The sequence below is a fragment of the Shimia aestuarii genome (assembly GCF_900114635.1).
Taxonomy (GTDB): domain Bacteria; phylum Pseudomonadota; class Alphaproteobacteria; order Rhodobacterales; family Rhodobacteraceae; genus Shimia; species Shimia aestuarii.
Map to the genome: position 1 here is coordinate 784,751 of NZ_FOTQ01000001.1, position 18,213 is coordinate 802,963.

Consider the following 18,213-nt stretch of genomic DNA (forward strand, 5'->3'; position numbering starts at 1 on the left):
GGATCAGGCCGCGTAGCCCGCCATCACCCGGCTCAGGTGATAATCGGTGTCACCAAGCTGCGCGTCCAGCATCACCAAACGCTTGGCATAATGGCTAACGGCATATTCCCATGTCATGGCGATCCCGCCATGCATCTGTATCGCCTCTTCCGCCACCAGCCGCGCCGCGCGGCCCACCATGTTCTTGGCCATCGACGCCGACAGCGCAGCATCGTCACTGCCCAGATCAGCTGCTGCCTTGATCGTGATCGAACGCGCCTGCTCGATCTCGGTCAGCATGTCGACAGCCCGATGCTGCAACACCTGGAACTTGCCGATCGGAACGCCAAACTGCTTGCGCTGCTTGAGATAGTCCACGGTCATGGCATGGGTCACATCCATCGCCCCCACCGCTTCGGCACAGAGCGCAACGATCCCGGCATTCACCGCGTCTTCCAGCGCCGCCGACGCATCCGCCAGCAACAGACGCCCCGGCGTGTCGTCGAGCAACACTTCTGCCGCGCCGCCGCCATCCATCATCGCATAGCCCGTCACGCTGGCATCCCCGGCCTGCACCTCAAAGAGCGCCACCGCGCCGTCCAGCTTGGCCGCAACAAGGAACACATCCGCGACCTGCCCGCCATACACGGTGCTCTTGCGCCCGCTCAGGACATGGCCGTCGCCACACGCACTTGCGACAGCGGCAATGTCGTTCACCTCGTAGGGCGCATCCAGCTCGGTGATCGCGACCGCGTATTTCGACGCGCCCGAGAGCAATGCCTCGCTATCTTCCCCGACAGCGCCCAACAGCCGCGCTGCCATCGCCGCGCCAAGCACGGGCTCGGGGCACAATGCGCGCCCCAGTGCCTCAAACACCACCGAGATATCAAACCCGGTGCCGCCAAAGCCGCCCGCATCTTCCCCGGCCAGCGCATAGAGCGCGCCCAGTTCCACCAGCTGATCCCATAGCGCAGGATCATGAAACGGCGCCTCATAGGCCACCTTGTTACGATGCTCGACCGGGTATTGATCCCCGAGAAAGCGGTTCAGCGTGTCCGACAGCATCTGCCGGTCTTCGGTCAGGTTGAAATCCATCTCTCAGAGCTCCAGCATGGTCTTGGTCAGGATGTTGCGCTGGATCTCGTTTGATCCACCGAAAATCGAGGTTTTGCGATTGTTGAAATAGGTCGCCGCGCTGTGGGCCGTATCGGGCGGTCCGAACATCAGGTTGCCGTCATTCACAAAGCCCGGGAAGGGTGCCGCCGCCGGACCCAACGCCCGACGCGCCAGATCGTTTAGTTCCTGGTTGATCACCGTCCCCTTGATCTTGAGGATCGAGGTTTCCGGCCCCGGCGCGCCCTGTTGCTGCGCTTGGAACAACATCCGCAGGTTGGTGATCTTCATCGCCTCAAGGTCAATCTCGGCCCGCGCGATCCGCGCCGCGAAAAGCGGATCTTCAATCAGCGGCTTGCCGCCCCGGCGCACCTGCCGGGCCAGCGCCTTGACCTCTTCCAGCGCCTGCATCGACGCGCCCACCCCGGCAATGCCGGTGCGTTCATGGGTCAAAAGGTACTTGGCAATCGTCCAGCCCTTGTTCTCCTGTCCGACAAGGTTTCCATAGGGCACCCGCACATCCGTAAAGAACACTTCGTTGACCTCGTGCCCCCCTTCGATCAGCTTGATCGGGCGCATCTCGATACCCGGTGTCTTGAGATCAACAAGGATGAAGCTGATGCCTTCCTGCTGCTTGGCCTCCGGGTCGGTCCGGCACAGGCAGAAGATCCAGTCCGCATGCTGGCCAAGCGTCGTCCATGTCTTCTGACCGTTGATCACCCATTCGTCGCCCTCGCGCACCGCGCGGGTCTTGAGCGAGGCAAGGTCCGATCCGGCGCCGGGTTCCGAATAGCCCTGACACCACCAATCCGTGCCATCCAGAATACGCGGCAGGTAATGGTCCTGCTGTGCCTTGGTTCCGAATTTCTGCAGCACCGGCCCCAGCATGCCCAGCCCAAAGGGCACGATCCTCGGCGCATAGGCGCGGTTGCACTCCTCGTCAAAGATATGCTTCTGCACCGGGCTCCAGCCGGGGCCGCCAAACTCCTTGGGCCAGATCGTCGCGAGCCAGCCCTTGCTGTTCAGAATGGCGTGCCATTCTTCCATGGTTGCCTTGTCCAACTCCCCCCCGGCGCGTACTGCGTCCGAGATATGCGCGGGCAGGTTCTCGGCCAGAAAGGCCCGCACCTCGTCGCGAAACGCGATTTCCTCGGCGGAATAACTCAGGTCCATCTCATTTCCCCCTGTTCATGTCGGCGAATGTGCTGCCATCCTCGGCCATGCGGCGCAGAATTTCAGGCACCTGCCAGTAATACGCGTCTTCCTGCGCATAGGTTTCAATCCGGCGCACAAGCTCCGCAGCGCCAATCGTGTCGGCATAATGCAACGGCCCGCCGCGGAAACGCGGGAAGCCATAGCCCATCAGGAACACCACATCGACGTCGACGGGGCGCAGTGCGATCCCGTCTTCGACCACCCGCGCGGCCTCGGAAATCATCGCCGTCATGTAACGGTCCACGATCTCTTCATCGCTGAAATCGCGCGGCGTAATGCCCGCTTTGGCGCGTTCCTCGTCAATGATGGCGTTCAGGTCCGGGTTCTCCAGCGTCTTGCCATCTTCATACAGGAAATACCCCTTTCCGGTCTTGCGCCCGTTCCAGCCGTTTTCACTCAGCCGGTCTGCAATTGCACCGCCATAGCGTTCCTCGGCGGGTCGCGTCGCCTCAAGCCGCTTGCGGGTCATGTAGCCGATGTCCAGCCCCGCAAGGTCGCCCACGCGATGCGGCCCCATGGCAAAGCCGAACCCTTCCAGCGCCTTGTCCACCTGATCCGGGTGCGCCCCGTCCTGCACAAGATAGCTCGCGGTCTTAAGGTAATGTCCAAGAATGCGGTTGCCGATAAACCCGTCACAGACACCTGCGCGCACGGCGACCTTCTTCATCCGCTTGGCAAGCGCAAAGCCCGTCGCAACAACCTCGGGCGCGGTCTTGGCCCCGACCACCACTTCCAACAGCCGCATGATATGCGCGGGCGAGAAAAAATGCAGGCCCAGCACATCCGCCGGGCGGCTGGTTTCAGCGGCGATCTCGTTGATGTCGAGATAAGACGTGTTCGAAGCCAGAACCGCCCCCGGTTTACAGATCGTGTCGAGCTTACCGAAGATCTCCTTCTTGATCTCCATCTTCTCAAAGACGGCCTCGATCACCAGATCCACGTCCGATAGTGCTTCCAGCCCGACCGCCGGTGTCAGGTTTGCCAGCGCAGCGTCGCGTTTCTCGGCGCTCATCTTGCCGCGTTTTACCGCACCATCCAGATTGCCGGTGATCGTCTTCACCCCACGCTCGAGCGCCTCTTCGGTGACTTCCACCAGTGTCACCGGCAGGCCCGCCATCAACGCCGAGGTCGAAATCCCCGATCCCATAGTGCCGCCACCAATCACGCCGATGCTGCCAATGTCGCGCGACGCGGCCTTTTTCTCGGGGATATTCGCCACGGCCCGTTCGCCAAAAAAGGCATGGATCATGCCCCGGCTCTGGTCATGCGCCAGGCACTCTATGAAGGCGGCGCGCTCGATCTTCATGCCCGCGTCGAAATCCCCCATCGAAGCTTCGATCGCATCGATGCAGCGCACCGGCGACAACAACAGCGGCGATTTCTTTTTCACCATCGCCCGTGCGGCGGCAATTGCCTCTGCGTCCGCCACCGTTTCAATGTCGCGCGTGCGGCGTGTCTTCAGTGTTCCCGCCGCCACATCCTGTGCGGCCTTGAGCGCCACATCGCGCGGCTCGCCCTCGTCGATCCGGTCCACCAGCCCCATCTTGAGAGCCTCGGCCACTGACACCTGCCGCCCCGAAAGGCTCATGTCCAGCGCAGCCGCAATCCCGGCCAGACGCGGCGCCCGCTGGGTGCCCCCGGCCCCTGGCAACAGACCCAGATGGATTTCGGGCAGACCAACCCGCGCGCCCGGCAAAGCAACACGCGCATGGCACGCCATGGCGAGTTCCAGCCCACCGCCCAAAGCCGTGCCGTGAATGGCACAGACCAGAGGGACGCCCGAGGCTTCGACGATGTCATAGAGCTCCGGCATCATCGGCGCCTGCGGCGGCTTGCCGAATTCGGTGATATCCGCCCCGGCGACAAAGGTCCGCCCGGCACAGTAAAGCCCGATGGCCTTGGCGGTGCCCCCCGCGTTGATCTCTTCCACCGCCTGCTGAATGCCACGGCGCACCGCCACACCGCCCGCATTCACCGGCGGGTTGTCGATACAGATCAGGGCAACGTCGCCCACCATTTCCGTTGAAACCTTTTGACTCTCGTCCATCTGTGTCTCCTCCTGCGCCCACACGCCAGCCACACGCGCCAGCGCGGTCAAATTCCTCCTGACATGGCCACCTGCCAAGTCTTTTTGATTTGTTGCACCCTTGATTTCACCCGTCAATCGTGCGGAAATCAATTTCACGATGCGGAATAAATAACGTAACGGCACATTGTCGGACATGCATATGAGGGGGGCATGCGCTTGTTTCTGGATGATACCATACCACGGCGTCACATCACGTCGCCCGAGGCGCGCCAACCGGATTTCTGGCCCACCGGAAAACCGTGGGATTACGAGATTCCCGACACCACCATGGATGCCAACCTCGAACGATCTGCCGCGCGGCTGGGCGAAAAGACGGCGGTGATCTACCAAGGCAACGAGATCAGCTATGCCGATCTCTGGCACAAGGCCGAGGCCATGGCGGGCTACCTGCAACAGATCGGTCTCGAGCGCGGCGACCGGGTGCTGATCTATACCCAAAACTGCCCGCAACATATCATCGCCTGTTTCGGCGTCCTGCGCGCAGGCGGCGCGGTGATCCCGGTCAACCCGATGAACCGAAGCGCCGAGCTTGACTATCTCGTTGCGGATACCGGCGCCAAAATCGCGATCTGCGGGCTGGAACTGCTCGACAACATCCTGCCTGCCCTGAAACGCGGCGATCTCGACCATATCATCGGCGCGCGCTATGCGGACATGGCCGATCCCGACTTCGACCTGCCCATCCCCGGCGCAACGGCAACCCTGTCCGAAGCCGAAGCCGAGGCTCTTGGCATCACCGGATTTTCGACGGCGCTGGCTGAAGCCCACAAGCCCGCCCCCCGGATCACAACTCCGGACGACCTCTGCGTGATCCCCTACAGTTCCGGCACCACCGGCCAACCCAAAGGCTGTGTACACACCCACCGATCTGTCATGTGCTCCCTTGTGGCCGGTATCCTGTGGAACCCGGTCGACGAAACCACCGTTCACCTCGGCGCGCTGCCCTTCTTTCACGTCACGGGCATGCAGAACGGCATGCACGGCCCACTGATGACCGGCGGCACCTTGGTGATCCTGCCGCGGTGGTCTTCGAAACTGGCCGCTGCCCTGATCGCGCGCTACCGCATTGCCCGCTGGCGCTCGATCGCAACCATGGCCATCGACCTCGTGAACGATCCGGACTTTGACAGCTACGACCTCTCCAGCCTCGAAATGATCGGCGGCGGCGGCGCGGCAATGCCCGCCGCCATCGCAGGCAAGCTCAAGGACATGCTGGGGCTCGACTATGTCGAAGGCTACGGCCTCTCAGAAACCATGGCCGCAACCCATGTGAACCCCATTGATGCGCCAAAACCGCAATGCCTTGGCCAACCGCTGTATCAGGTCGATTCCCGCGTGATCGACCCTGACACCGGCGCCGAACTGCCCCATGGCGAGGTGGGCGAGATCATCATGTTTTCGCCCCAGAACTTCACCGGCTACTGGCAGCGCCCCGAGGAAACTGCCGAAGCCTTCATCCAGATCGACGGTCTGCCCTTCTTTCGATCCGGCGATATCGGCTATCGCGACGCCGACGGGTATTTCTTCATGGTCGATCGCGTGAAACGCATGATCAACGCCGCTGGGTTCAAGGTCTGGCCTGCCGAGATCGAAATGCTCATGCTGCATCACCCGGACATCGCCGAAGCCTGCGTCATCGGCGCCACCGACCCGCGCCGAGGCGAATGCGTCAAGGCGGTGGTCGTTGCGCGCGCTGGAACGCAGCCAACCGAAGACGAAATCACCGCATGGTGCCGTACCCAGATGGCCGCCTACAAATGCCCCTCCATCGTGCAATTCGTCGAGGCCCTGCCCAAATCCGGCGCGGGCAAGGTCTTGTGGAAAGACCTCACATGACCGATAGACAGCGCCACCAAATGCCCAAGGCTTCGATATGAGAAAACGCCTCCCCACCTCTGACGGCCCCGCCGCGAAATCCACGGAAACGGACCGCCAGTTCGTCACCGCCCTCTCGCGTGGCCTTGATGTGCTGCGTGCCTTTCGCCCTGACGACCGCGCCGGTCTGTCCAACCGTGACCTCGCCCAACGCACCGGCCTGCCCAACTCCACCGTCTCGCGCCTGACCTACACGCTGATGCAGGGTGGCTACCTGCTTTATGACGAACAGACCGGGCGCTACCGGATCGGCATTCCTGTTTTGTCGCTGGGCTTTGCCTGCCTCGGCTCGATCCCGATGCGGGACGAGGCCAAGAAACACATGCAACGCCTTGCCAACGAGGCGGGTGAAGGTGTGCAGGTTGTCATGGCCGCGCGCGATGGCCCGACCATGGCCTACCTCGCCGTGGCCCGCGCCCCCAACAGCGTTGTGTCGATCCAGCTCGGCGTCGGCTCGCGCGTGTCCCTCGCGCGCACCGCCTCCGGGCTTGCCTATTTCGCCGGCAGCAGCCCCGCCGAACAGGCCGAGATCGAAGCCGAACTCGAAGACCACTACGGCCCCGAAGCCTGGCCAGAACGCCAACGCAGCCTTCATGCAGCGAAAGACGAGTTGGCTGCCCGCGGCTTCATCGCGGATTACGGCGACTGGCACGCCGGGGTGCATACCGCCGCCGTGCCTTTCCCCTCCCGCTCCGAGGGCACGCCCAACATGGCTTTTGCCTTTGGCGGCCCCTCCTCTTTCCTGCCCCGCGAGCGGATCGAGACTGAACTTGGCCCCCGGCTTGTCGAGATGACTCACAGCCTGCGCCACCACCTCGCGCACGGCTGATCCGCCCTTGACCTCCCCGCGCGGCGCGCCCACTGTGCCGCCCGGTCCGGCAACAGGAGACACCGCCATGGTCACGGTCACACAATCCGATATCGACGCCTTTCAGAAAGACGGCGTGGTCCTGATCCGGGGGCTTTTTGCCGATCATGTCGAGACCCTGCGCGCCGGTGTGGCCCGCAACATGGCCGAGCCCGGCCCCTTTGCCTCAGAAAACAAGAAAGCAGGCGAGTCGGGGCGGTTCTTCGATGATTACTGCAACTGGCAGCGCATCCCGGAGTTCCGCGCGGTGATCGAAACCTCCCCCGCCGCCGAAGTCGCCGCGCAGCTGATGCAGTCAGACAGCGTCCAGATGTTCCACGATCACGTTCTGGTCAAGGAACCTGGCACCTCGATGGCGACCCCCTGGCATACCGACGGCCCCTATTACTTTGTCGAAGGCAAACAGACGATCAGCTTCTGGTCCCCCCTCGACCCGGTCGAAGACGCCACCCTGCGCATGGTGGCCGGATCCCACCGCTGGGAAAAACCCGTGCTGCCGACCCGCTGGGTCAGCGAAGAAAGCTTCTTCCCGAACGAAGATGACTACATGCCCATCCCCGATCCGGATGCCGAGGGCATGAAGGTGTTGGAATGGGCCATGCAGCCCGGCGACGCCGTCGCCTTCAACTATGATGTACTGCACGGTGCACGCGGGAATACCTCGACCACCCGCCGCCGCGCCTTTTCGCTCCGCCTTCTCGGCGATGACGCGCGTTATGTCGAACGCCCCGGTCGTACCTCGCCGCCCTTCCCCGGTCATGACATGACACCCGGCCAGAAACTGCGTGAAGACTGGTTCCCGGTGCTTTGGCCGACCCCTTGAGCGTTGTCGCCAATCAGGAAACAGTTAATTTATGATTCAGCGTTTCCATTGACCGACGCGTACAATTCGCCTCATTCTTGACATTATTGCGCCATATTTGCGTTCAATTCATGAAAGCGAGGCACTTCCATGCCCATTCTTCCGCCGGTGATTCCGAATCCCGAAGACGTAATATTCCGTTTGCCGACCCTCAGCGACGCCGAGATCATCGCGGCTGCCGGACCTTACGATTTCACGATCGACGACACCGAGTCCGTTATCGTATTCGCAGACGTCGCAGTGCTGTTTTATGGAACAGAAAACGACAACGTGTTCACCCTGAATGACGGACGCGGGGTTTTCGTTGCGCGCGGCGGCAACGACCTGTTGTTCGGCGGCGCCCAGAATGACATCGCCTTTGGCGGAGATGGCAACGACACGCTCTATGGTGGCGAAGGAAACGACCTGCTCTTCGGCGAAGAGGGGAACGATCTCATCGAAGGCGGTGGGGGAAGCGATATCCTCTATGGCGGCATGGGCGCCGACACGATCCTTGGCGAGGGCAGCGCGGACTACATCGATGCCGGCGCCGGCTCGGACAGCGTGGTCGGCGGCGAAGGCAATGACACCGTCCTGGGCGGTACCGGCAACGATGTCCTGTATGGGGGGATCGATCACGACATCCTGCACGGTGAGTTGGGGAATGACACCCTGTACGGCCAATTCGGGCATGACACCATGTTCGGTGGGGCGGGGTCTGACTGGTTGTATGGCGACCTCGGCAACGACCTGATGTCCGGCGGCGGCGGAAATGATCGCATGTTTGGCGGGGATCACAACGACACCATGGGTGGCGACAGCGGCCACGACGTGATGCGTGGCGGAAATGGCAACGACATACTCGATGGTGGCGAGGGCAATGATCTGCTGATGGGAAGCGCTGGCCACGACAGTCTGATTGGCGGTACTGGCTCGGATGTTCTCAAAGGGGGGTGGGGCGCCGATCACTTGGACGGAGGCAACGGCGCCGATACCCTGATTGGCGAGGGTGGCGCAGACGTTCTCTATGGCGGCAACAACGACGACAGCCTCAATGGCGGCGCACATGACGACACCCTTTACGGCGACGCCGGAACCGACACCTTGACCGGTGAAGATGGCAACGACGTGCTTTGGGGCGGAGCGGCACGCGACTTCCTGCGCGGCGGAGACGGGGACGATTCCCTGATGGGCGGCTCCGGCAACGATTACATGCGCGGAGGCAACGACGACGATACCTTGCTGGGCGGCGATGGAAATGACCGCATGTTCGGCAACAGCGGCGCGGACTCTCTTGTTGGCGGCGACGGAGAGGACTTGATCGAAGCCGGCAGCGGTTCGGACTTTGTCTCGGGCGGCGATGGCGACGATACGATTTTCGGCAATATCGGAGATGACACCCTGCGGGGGGAACGCGGCAATGATGCCATGCATGGCGGCGACGGCAATGACTTGATGTTTGGCCGCCAGGGCAATGACACGCTTACCGGAAGCAGCGGCAACGATGTCCTGTTTGGTGGGGACGGCAATGACTATCTTCGCGGGGGTGTCGGCAACGATATCCTACGCGGTGGTGCAGACGCGGATCAGTTCGTGTTCCGCGATACGGTCAACAACGGTCTGGATGTGATCCTCGACTTTGAAGACGGCGTCGACCTGATCCGCATCGCGTCGGCCAACCATGGCTACACCGTCACCGGCACAGCCGATGGCGCACTCGTTGAGATGGACAACGGTATCGATTTTGTACTGACTGGCGTAAATGCGGCGTTGATCACCGACGACGACTTCGTATTCGTCTAGACCGACACACGCGTCATGAAAAAGGCCCGGATCAAACATCCGGGCCTTTTCTTTGCTGATTTCCTGAAATTTCAGCCCTGGTTGAGGGCATCCTTGACCATAGGGCCGACCTTGCCGAAATCCATCTGCCCGGTGTACTGCGCCTTGAGCGCGCCCATCACCTTGCCCATGTCGCGAATCGAGTTGGCTCCAACTTCGGCCACGATTGCCTTGATCGCCGCATTGACCTCTCCCTCGGAAAGCTGCTTGGGCAGGAACTCTTCGATCACACCGATTTCCGAGATCTCGCGTTCTGCCAGATCCAGCCGCCCGCCCTCTTCATAGGTGCGCGCGCTTTCCTGACGCTGCTTTACCATCTTGGCCAGAATGCTGAGGATTTCACCGTCATCCACCCCGCTACGATCTTCGCCTTCTGAGCGCGCGGCAATGTCGCGGTCCTTGATAGCCGCCGTGATCAGCCGCAAAGTCGACAGACGCTCGGCGGCGCGGTCGCGCATCGCCTGTTTCATCGCCGTGTTAATTTCGTCCCGCAGTGTCATTGGGCCCTGCCATTTCATGTCAAACATAAGGCCGGGACCATACAAAACCCCAACCCGACTCGCAACCGCCTGCACCCCGCGCGCCCCGAGGTCAACTTCGGCCTTGTTTTGCTGCGTTCGGCGCTTGACGCTGTCCCCACCCCGACATAGGTATCGGCCAATTTGTCAGCCGGAGAGTCGCACCATGGCCCAACAGCCCCCTTCCCACCCGACCGCTTGCCTTGCTCTTGCCGATGGGACGCTGTTTTACGGACGCGGTTTCGGCGCCACCGGCGAGACAGTGGCCGAGCTCTGCTTCAACACCGCCATGACCGGCTACCAGGAAATCATGACCGACCCGTCTTATGCCGGGCAGGTCGTGACCTTCACCTTCCCGCATATCGGCAATACCGGCGTCACCCCCGAGGATGACGAAACCGCCGATCCCGTGGCCGAAGGCATGGTCGTGAAATGGGATCCCACCGAGCCCTCGAACTGGCGGTCGGCAGATACGCTCTCCAACTGGCTCGCCGCGCGCGGGCGTATTGCGATTGGTGGCGTCGATACGCGCCGTCTGACCCGCGCCATCCGCCAGCAGGGCGCCCCGCACGTGGCGCTGGCCCATGACCCCGAGGGCAAGTTCGATACCGAGGCGCTGATCGCCAAGGCACGCGCGTTCTCCGGCCTCGAAGGGCTGGACCTCGCCAAGGACGTGACCTGCGCGCAATCCTACCACTGGGACGAAATGCGCTGGGCCTGGCCCGAGGGCTATACCCGCCAGCAAGCCCCCAAGCACAAGGTCGTCGCGGTCGATTTTGGTGCCAAGCGCAACATCCTGCGCTGCCTCGCTTCGGCAGGCTGTGACGTCACCGTTCTGCCCGCCACCGCAACCGCCGAAGAGGTTCTAGCCCACAATCCGGACGGCGTTTTCCTCTCCAATGGCCCCGGAGACCCGGCGGCAACCGGCGAATATGCTGTGCCGATGATCAAGGACGTGCTCAAGGCCGACCTGCCGGTCTTTGGCATCTGCCTGGGCCACCAGATGCTCGCGCTGGCGCTGGGTGCCAAGACCATCAAGATGAACCACGGCCACCACGGCGCCAACCACCCGGTCAAGGACAACGACACCGGCAAGGTTGAAATCACCTCGATGAACCATGGCTTCGCCGTGGATAGCCAGACCCTGCCCGAGGGCGTCCTCGAAACCCATGTCTCCCTGTTTGACGGGTCGAACTGCGGTATTCGCATCGCCGACAAGCCGGTCTTCTCGGTCCAGCACCACCCCGAAGCCAGCCCCGGCCCGCAGGACAGCTTCTACCTGTTCGAGAAATTTGCCGCTTACATGGCAGAGCGCTCCTGAAACGTCGGGCGTGTAAACCTTCCTTAACGGCGCATTAACCTTTCCCCGCGCATTCTGGCGATGCAGTCAGAATGTCGTGGGTAAAGTGGATGAACGACCCGGTCATGCGTGTTTTCCGGGAAGCCTTGCCGCCCCGCCAAGACGATCACATGCCGCTCGGGCGGGATCTGATCGAACACGACCTTATTACACCGTGGCAACTCTTCTACGCACTCCGCGCCCAGCGGCGCTGGCAGGCCACGCTTTCGGATATTCTGCGCTCCCGCGGCTGGATTTCCGATCACGACCTGCGAAACCGGCAGGCGGCGCGGTTTGCGACGCACCAGGTCGACCTGACACGCGAACCGCCCGACCCCCGGTTGGCGTCGCATCTGCCGCCGCATCTCTGCCTGAAATATTGCCTTGTCCCATGGGCGATCGAGGACGGCGTTCTGACTCTCGCCATCGGGCGCGCCGACCGGTTCGAGGAAATCCGCCCTCAACTCCCGCCTGACCTGCGCAGCGCCAATCTCGTTGTCGCCCCCGAGGATCAGGTCATGCAATACCTCTCCGTCACGCATCGCAAAGCACTGACAACACTGGCCGAAACGCGGGTGGCTCCTCAATTCAGCTGTCGCGGCTGGGACATTCGCACCCCGCCCCGGACCGCACTCCTGCTTGGCTTGCTCGCCTGTGCAGCCCTGATGCTCCTGTTCCTGCCCGGGCTGCTCTTTGCCGGGGTCATGGCATGGGCGCTGCTGTCGCTTTTGATCGCGGCAGTGATGAAAAACACCGCCCTGATCTTGCACATGATGCCCCGCAAAAACCCGCCTCTCCCTCCGCCGTCCTCACTCGCGCCGCTGCCCCGCATTTCGGTCATGGTGCCCCTGTTCCGCGAAAAGGAAATCGCCCACGCCCTGATCCGCCGCCTGACCCGCCTCACCTATCCGCGCGCCTTGCTCGACGTGGTGCTGGTGCTCGAAGAAAAGGACACCCTGACCCGCCAGACCATCGCCCAGACGCGCCTGCCAAGATGGATGCGCGTGGTTCAGGTTCCGGCCGGGTCCGGACTCACCACCAAGCCACGCGCGCTGAACTACGCGCTGGACTTCTGCAAGGGCGACATCATCGGCATCTGGGATGCCGAGGATGCCCCGGCCAAGGACCAGCTCGAACAGGTCGCCCGGCACTTTGCCCACGCCGCACCCGACGTGGCCTGTCTTCAAGGGGTGCTGGATTATTACAACCCCTATACCAACTGGCTGTCGCGCTGTTTCACCATCGAATACGCCACGTGGTTCCGCATCGTCCTGCCTGGGCTTGCGCGCATGGGGCTGGCCGTGCCGCTTGGCGGGACAACCCTGTTCCTGCGCCGTGCGGCCATCGAACATGTCGGCGGCTGGGACGCGCATAACGTCACCGAGGACGCAGACCTCGGCTATAGGCTGGCCCGGTTCGGCTACCGCACCGAACTCATGCACACGGTCACGCAGGAAGAAGCCAATTGCCGCCCCATCGCCTGGATCCGGCAACGCTCGCGCTGGCTCAAGGGGTTCATGATCACCTACCTCGTGCACATGCGCGCACCCCGCCAGTTGTGGCGGGACCTTGGCCCGCGCAAGTTCTTCGGCTTTCACATGGTCTTCATGACCACCCTGACCCAGTTCGTGCTGGCGCCGCTGATCTGGAGCTTCTGGGGGGCAGCACTGGGGTTCGGCCACCCGCTTGCCGAAACCTTGCCCCCGGCGGTGATCGGCGGCATCGCCGCGCTGATGATCAGCGCCGGGATCATGAGCGCACTCATCGCGCTCACCTCGATCCTTGGTCAGGGCCGGGAACGGCTCTACCCTTTCGTGCTGACCATGGCTTTCTATTTCCCACTGGCAACGCTCGCGGCTTACAAGGCTCTGATCGAACTGCTGATCATCCCCTATTACTGGGACAAGACCGCCCACGGCAAAACTGCCGAAGGCACACAGGCCCATACCAGCTTTTCGTCTGAATAGATCAGCCGTCGCTTTCTTGCTTGAGCCGCGTCACGAAGGCTTGCGAAATATGATCGCGCAGCGCGTTATAGGCGCCTTCCTCGTCTCGTGCTGCAATCGCATCCACGATCTTCTGGTGTTCGATTAGCGTGTCGGTCCCCCGTCCCTCGGCAGCAATCGACGTGGTCGCCATCAACGCCATCGAGCGATGCACAAGGTCAAGCTGCTGCACGAGATAGCGGTTGTGCGAGGCAAGATGGATCTGCTTGTGAAACCGCCGGTTCGACCGGGCAAGCGCGGAGGGGTCGTCCACCAGCTTGTGATCCGCATCCACCATGTCCTGAAGCACCCGCACCTCTTCATTCGTGGCATGACGTGCCGCCAACCGCGCGGCCAGCCCTTCCAGCTCGGTACGCACCACGTACAGCTCGGCCATCTGATTGTGATCCAGCGACGACACGATCAGACTGCGCCCGTCCCGCGCCAGCAGGGATTGCGTCTCGAGGCGTTGCAACGCCTCGCGGATCGGTGTGCGCGACACGCCAAAGCGTTCGGCCAGATCACTTTCCACCAACCTGTCGCCGGGTTTGAACACGCCCACGTCAATCGCTTCAAGGATCAGCGTATATGCATCCTTGTTGGTTGATTTCACCTGAGCCATCGGCGCGTCTCCCCGTCTTATTGCGCGCCAGACTAAGCGCTCGGGGCAATCATGCAACCCCATACGGCACCGCAGCGTCTTTCCCGCCATTGCGCCGTTGCGGTCAAACACCTACCTTCCGTCCATGCCAAAGGAATCCTTCGTACATGTCTCGACCTGGGTGTTCGACCTCGACAACACCCTCTATCCGCCGCAGGCGCGGCTGTTCGATCAGATCGAAGTGCGCATGACGCGCTTCGTGATGCAGGCGCTTGGCGTCGATCAGCCCAAGGCCGACCACTTGCGCCGCCATTACTGGGCCACCTATGGCACGACCCTCGCGGGCCTGATGCGCGAACATGATGTCGACCCCGGTCCCTACCTGACCGAAGTGCATGACATTTCGCTGGACCACCTTGAACCGGACGCGCAGTTGGCGGCGCATATCCGTGCCCTGCCGGGGCGGGCCATCGTCTATACGAACGGCACCGCCCCCTATGCCGAACGGGTGCTGGCGGCGCGGGGGCTGGATGGGTTGTTCGATGCGGTCTATGGCGTGGAACATGCCGGGTTCCGCCCCAAACCGGAACGCGAAGCCTATGAAACCGTGTTCAAAATTGATGGTGTGGATACCGAAACCGCAGCGATGTTCGAAGACGATCCGCGCAACCTTCAGGCGCCACACGAAATGGGGATGCGCACCGTGCACGTCGCACCCGATCCGCATGATGCGGAGCACATCCATCATCACACCGACGACCTGGCTGCGTTTCTGCGGAAACTGAGCTGAGCGCAGGCGGAGACTGCGACAGTTCGCCCGATCAAAAGATGCTTTTTCAATTCACATTTATATCCTGCACGCAGCAGGAGATGTTGAATGTCCGTATCAAAAACGCTTTGACCCCACGCTTTTCCCAATGATGCCCGCCCTTTCCGACCAGAAGACGCGCCGATTCTCCCGCCCTTTTGACCCTGTCCGGCACTTGGGCTGGCAGACTGTTCCTGATCTGGGAACCGTTTGGGCAGTCATCAACTGGGCGTGAACCCGCCGGTTCGGATTGCATGCAGAGGAAAGGCATCGTAAGGGACCGGCAGCAATGCTGCAGTGCAGCAAAACACATTGCCATTCACATATTCGCACTTGTATATGTGATTCGACTCGAAACCATCGCCTACAGGAGCCTCTGATGAGCCTGACCGAAACCGCAAACACCTCCGCCCCTGCTGAAACCCACGAAGCCGCCCATGACGAAGTCATCTCTGCCGCGGGCCTCAAGGCGATCTACGCCGTGCTGCTGGCCGTGGTCGCGGCATGGGGTTCGGCGATCTATGCCTATGGTATCCCCGGTCTCTACATGCCTGCCGTCGCTGCGGTTCCCGTGATCTGGATCATTCTGCTGGTCATCTCGCGGGGATGACAATTACGCCTCTTGGAACCCGGCCCGCACAGGACTAAGTTCCGGGTTCAGGAGGCTTTCCCATGACCACCCTCACACAAGTCGACATCCTGGTTTCCGGCGGTGGCATCGCCGGGCTGACCGCAGCCGCCGCCTTTGCAAGCGCCGGTTTCTCGGTGCAATGCGTCGACCCGACACCGCCCGTCACCGAACGCGACGCCGCCGGGTCGGACCTGCGCACCACTGCTTTCCTGCAACCCGCGCGTGGCCTGCTTGACGAGGCCGGGTTGTGGCAGCGCCTTGATGAGCACGCGGCGCCCCTGCAGATCATGCGCATCGTCGACGCGGGCGGCGAAACACCCGAGCCGCGCATCATCAATGATTTCAACGCCACGGACATTTCCGATCTGCCCTTCGGCTGGAACCTGCCCAACTGGCTGCTGCGCCGCGAGATGCTGGCCCGGCTGTCGGAAATGGACAATGTCGACCTGCGCCTTGGAACGGCGACAACGTCGCTGTTTACCCGCACGAACGAGGCCCGCGTCGGCCTTTCGGACGGCACCCAGACCCGTTGCCGCCTTGTCATCGCCGCCGATGGCCGCAATTCACCCATGCGCGAGGCCGCCGGGATCAAGGTGCGCACCACCCGCTATGGTCAAAAGGCGCTGGCCTTTGCCGTGACCCACCCGATCCCGCACTGCAATGTCTCGACCGAAATCCACCGCTCGGGCGGCCCCTTTACGCTGGTGCCCCTGCCCGATTACCAGGGCAAGCCCTCGTCCGCACTGGTCTGGATGGAGCGCGGCCCGCGCGCCAAGGAATTGTTCGAAATGGACGTGCCCGCATTCGAGGCTGCGATGACCGAACGCTCCTGTTCGCTGTTCGGCCCGCTCACACTCGCCTCGCGCCGCACGATCTGGCCGATCATCTCGCAATCTGCCGAATGTCTTTACGGAGAGCGCCTCGCGCTGGTGGCCGAAGCGGCCCACGTGGTGCCCCCGATCGGAGCGCAAGGTTTGAACATGTCTCTCGGGGACATGCGCATCCTTCTGGATCTGGCCAAGGCCAACCCGGCGGAACTCGGCAACGAGAAGATGCTCGAAACCTACCACCGCAAGCGCTTTACCGAGGTCAAGCTGCGCGTGAAGGGCATCGACCTTCTAAACCGGGCGTCGATGATGGAGGCCCGCCCACTGCGCGATGCCCGCGCAATGGGCCTGAATGCGCTCTATTCCATGGCCCCCGTGCGCAAGACGCTGATGCAGATGGGTCTTGGGGCACGGTAGTATCGTGCCTTTAGCGAGGCCGGGGGCCAGCCCCCGGACCCCCGGGATATTTTTGGCAAAAGGAAGACTAGGGCGTTTTTGGCGCGATCTTACAGCACCTTGTCGAGCACCGTTTTCAGCCTCGCCATCGTCCCGTCCACATCATAAAGCTTGTCCAGTCCGAAGAGGCCCAGACGGAAGGTCATGAATCCCTCGGGTTCATCACAGGCCAGCGGCACCCCGGCGGCGATCTGCATGCCCTCGGCGGCGAATTTGCTACCGTTCTGAACGCCCGGGTCCGAGGTATAGTTCACCACCACCCCCGGCGCCCCGAACCCTTCGGCAGCCACCGATTGAATGCCTTTTTCTTTCAGCATCCGCCGCACGCCATTGCCAAGGGCCCATTGCGCCTCGCGCAGCCGGTCAAAGCCATAGTCGCGGGTTTCCAGCATGGTATCGCGGAAGGCCCTGAACGCGTCCGTCGGCATGGTCGCGTGATAGGCATGCCCACCGTTTTCATAGGCCGCCATGATCGACCGCCATTTCTTGAGATCGATGGCAAAGCTGTCGCTTTCGGTCGTCTCCAGACGCTCCAACGCCCGCGCCGACATCATCACCAACCCGGCGGACGGCGAGGCGGACCAGCCCTTTTGCGGCGCGGAACACAGCACGTCCACCCCCAGCGCCTGCATATCCACCCAGACACAGCCCGACGCGATACAGTCAAGCACCATCAACGCACCCACCTCATGCGCCGCGGCCGCCATTGCCGCGATATAGTCATCCGGCAGGATGACCCCCGCGCTTGTCTCGACATGCGGTGCGAAGACCACGTCGGGTTTCACGTCCTTGATCTTGGAAACCACCTCATCGATCGGTGCAGGTGCAAACGGCGCCGTGGCCCCGTTGCCGGTCTGACGTGCCTTCATCACCGTGCTTTCGGCGGCGAATCCCCCGGCCTCGAAAATCTGGCTCCAGCGATAGGAGAACCAGCCATTGCGCACCACCAGCGTCGTTGCCCCGCGCGCGAACTGGCGCGCAACGGCCTCCATGCCATAGGTGCCGCCGCCGGGCACCAGCGCCACTGCATCCGCGTTGTACACCTCTTTCAGCATCGCGTTGATGTCCAGCATCACCTGCTGAAACGCCGCTGACATGTGGTTCAGGGACCGGTCGGTGAACACCACCGAGAACTCGTCCAAACCGCCGGGATCAATCTCGCTCGCCATGGGAAAACTCCTTTGTCTGTTGCCCAAGGGCTAGCGCGAATGCGCGTCAAAGCAAAG

General features: G+C 62.3%; 15 protein-coding genes. 9 read left to right on the forward strand and 6 right to left on the reverse strand.

The window, feature by feature from the left end; all coding sequences use genetic code 11:
• Nucleotides 1-3 precede the first annotated feature (3 nt).
• Genes BMZ35_RS04030 through BMZ35_RS04040 form a run of 3 tightly spaced genes read right to left on the reverse strand, consistent with a single transcriptional unit; the run spans nt 4 to nt 4,354 of the window.
• Nucleotides 4-1,074, reverse strand: a complete 1,071-nt coding sequence (locus BMZ35_RS04030) for an acyl-CoA dehydrogenase family protein (protein WP_093091100.1) — start codon at nt 1,072-1,074, stop codon at nt 4-6.
• A 3-nt stretch (nt 1,075-1,077) separates the two neighbouring features.
• Nucleotides 1,078-2,265, reverse strand: a complete 1,188-nt coding sequence (locus tag BMZ35_RS04035) for an acyl-CoA dehydrogenase family protein (RefSeq protein WP_093091102.1) — start codon at nt 2,263-2,265, stop codon at nt 1,078-1,080.
• A gap of 1 nt (nt 2,266) precedes the next feature.
• Complete coding sequence (locus BMZ35_RS04040; protein WP_093092550.1) at nt 2,267-4,354, reverse strand: 3-hydroxyacyl-CoA dehydrogenase NAD-binding domain-containing protein; 2,088 nt, start codon at nt 4,352-4,354, stop codon at nt 2,267-2,269.
• Between the two features lie 192 nt (nt 4,355-4,546).
• On the opposite strand from BMZ35_RS04040, the gene BMZ35_RS04045 reads away from it, so the two are divergent.
• The 4 genes from BMZ35_RS04045 to BMZ35_RS04060 all read left to right on the forward strand — a co-directional run bounded on the left by BMZ35_RS04045 (nt 4,547) and on the right by BMZ35_RS04060 (nt 9,783).
• Nucleotides 4,547-6,232: a long-chain-fatty-acid--CoA ligase gene (locus BMZ35_RS04045; RefSeq protein ID WP_093091104.1), complete on the forward strand. Its 1,686-nt coding sequence runs from the start codon at nt 4,547-4,549 to the stop codon at nt 6,230-6,232.
• A gap of 37 nt (nt 6,233-6,269) precedes the next feature.
• A complete protein-coding gene (locus tag BMZ35_RS04050) occupies nt 6,270-7,100 on the forward strand; it encodes an IclR family transcriptional regulator (protein WP_093091106.1) in 831 nt (276 codons plus the stop codon).
• Nucleotides 7,101-7,167: 67 nt separating this feature from the next.
• Nucleotides 7,168-7,962 carry a phytanoyl-CoA dioxygenase family protein gene (locus BMZ35_RS04055; protein WP_093091108.1) on the forward strand — a complete coding sequence of 265 codons (795 nt, stop codon included), beginning with the start codon at nt 7,168-7,170 and terminating at the stop codon, nt 7,960-7,962.
• 129 nt (nt 7,963-8,091) lie between these two features.
• Nucleotides 8,092-9,783, forward strand: a complete 1,692-nt coding sequence (locus BMZ35_RS04060; RefSeq protein WP_093091110.1) for a calcium-binding protein — start codon at nt 8,092-8,094, stop codon at nt 9,781-9,783.
• Nucleotides 9,784-9,854: 71 nt separating this feature from the next.
• Here BMZ35_RS04060 and BMZ35_RS04065 read toward each other — a convergent pair whose 3' ends face one another.
• Nucleotides 9,855-10,322, reverse strand: coding sequence for a GatB/YqeY domain-containing protein (locus BMZ35_RS04065; RefSeq protein ID WP_093092552.1), 468 nt, complete (start codon nt 10,320-10,322; stop codon nt 9,855-9,857).
• 184 nt (nt 10,323-10,506) lie between these two features.
• On the opposite strand from BMZ35_RS04065, the gene carA reads away from it, so the two are divergent.
• Nucleotides 10,507-11,661: a glutamine-hydrolyzing carbamoyl-phosphate synthase small subunit gene (gene carA, locus BMZ35_RS04070; protein ID WP_093091112.1), complete on the forward strand. Its 1,155-nt coding sequence runs from the start codon at nt 10,507-10,509 to the stop codon at nt 11,659-11,661.
• 89 nt (nt 11,662-11,750) lie between these two features.
• A complete protein-coding gene (locus BMZ35_RS04075; protein ID WP_093091114.1) occupies nt 11,751-13,646 on the forward strand; it encodes a glycosyltransferase in 1,896 nt (631 codons plus the stop codon).
• A gap of 1 nt (nt 13,647) precedes the next feature.
• Here BMZ35_RS04075 and BMZ35_RS04080 read toward each other — a convergent pair whose 3' ends face one another.
• Nucleotides 13,648-14,286, reverse strand: coding sequence for a GntR family transcriptional regulator (locus tag BMZ35_RS04080; protein WP_093091116.1), 639 nt, complete (start codon nt 14,284-14,286; stop codon nt 13,648-13,650).
• A 124-nt stretch (nt 14,287-14,410) separates the two neighbouring features.
• Between BMZ35_RS04080 and BMZ35_RS04085 the strand changes: the two genes are divergently transcribed.
• From BMZ35_RS04085 to BMZ35_RS04095, 3 genes are all read left to right on the forward strand, one after another.
• Nucleotides 14,411-15,055 (forward strand): pyrimidine 5'-nucleotidase, encoded by a 645-nt coding sequence (locus tag BMZ35_RS04085; RefSeq protein ID WP_093091118.1) that lies wholly within the window; start codon nt 14,411-14,413, stop codon nt 15,053-15,055.
• A gap of 397 nt (nt 15,056-15,452) precedes the next feature.
• Entirely contained in the window at nt 15,453-15,683 is a 231-nt protein-coding gene (locus BMZ35_RS04090; protein WP_093091120.1) for a hypothetical protein, read from the forward strand.
• 62 nt (nt 15,684-15,745) lie between these two features.
• Nucleotides 15,746-16,948 (forward strand): UbiH/UbiF family hydroxylase, encoded by a 1,203-nt coding sequence (locus tag BMZ35_RS04095; protein WP_093091122.1) that lies wholly within the window; start codon nt 15,746-15,748, stop codon nt 16,946-16,948.
• 89 nt (nt 16,949-17,037) lie between these two features.
• On the opposite strand, the gene BMZ35_RS04100 is transcribed toward BMZ35_RS04095, so the two are convergent.
• Nucleotides 17,038-18,156, reverse strand: coding sequence for an aminotransferase class V-fold PLP-dependent enzyme (locus BMZ35_RS04100; protein WP_093091124.1), 1,119 nt, complete (start codon nt 18,154-18,156; stop codon nt 17,038-17,040).
• Between the last annotated feature and the right edge of the window lie 57 nt (nt 18,157-18,213).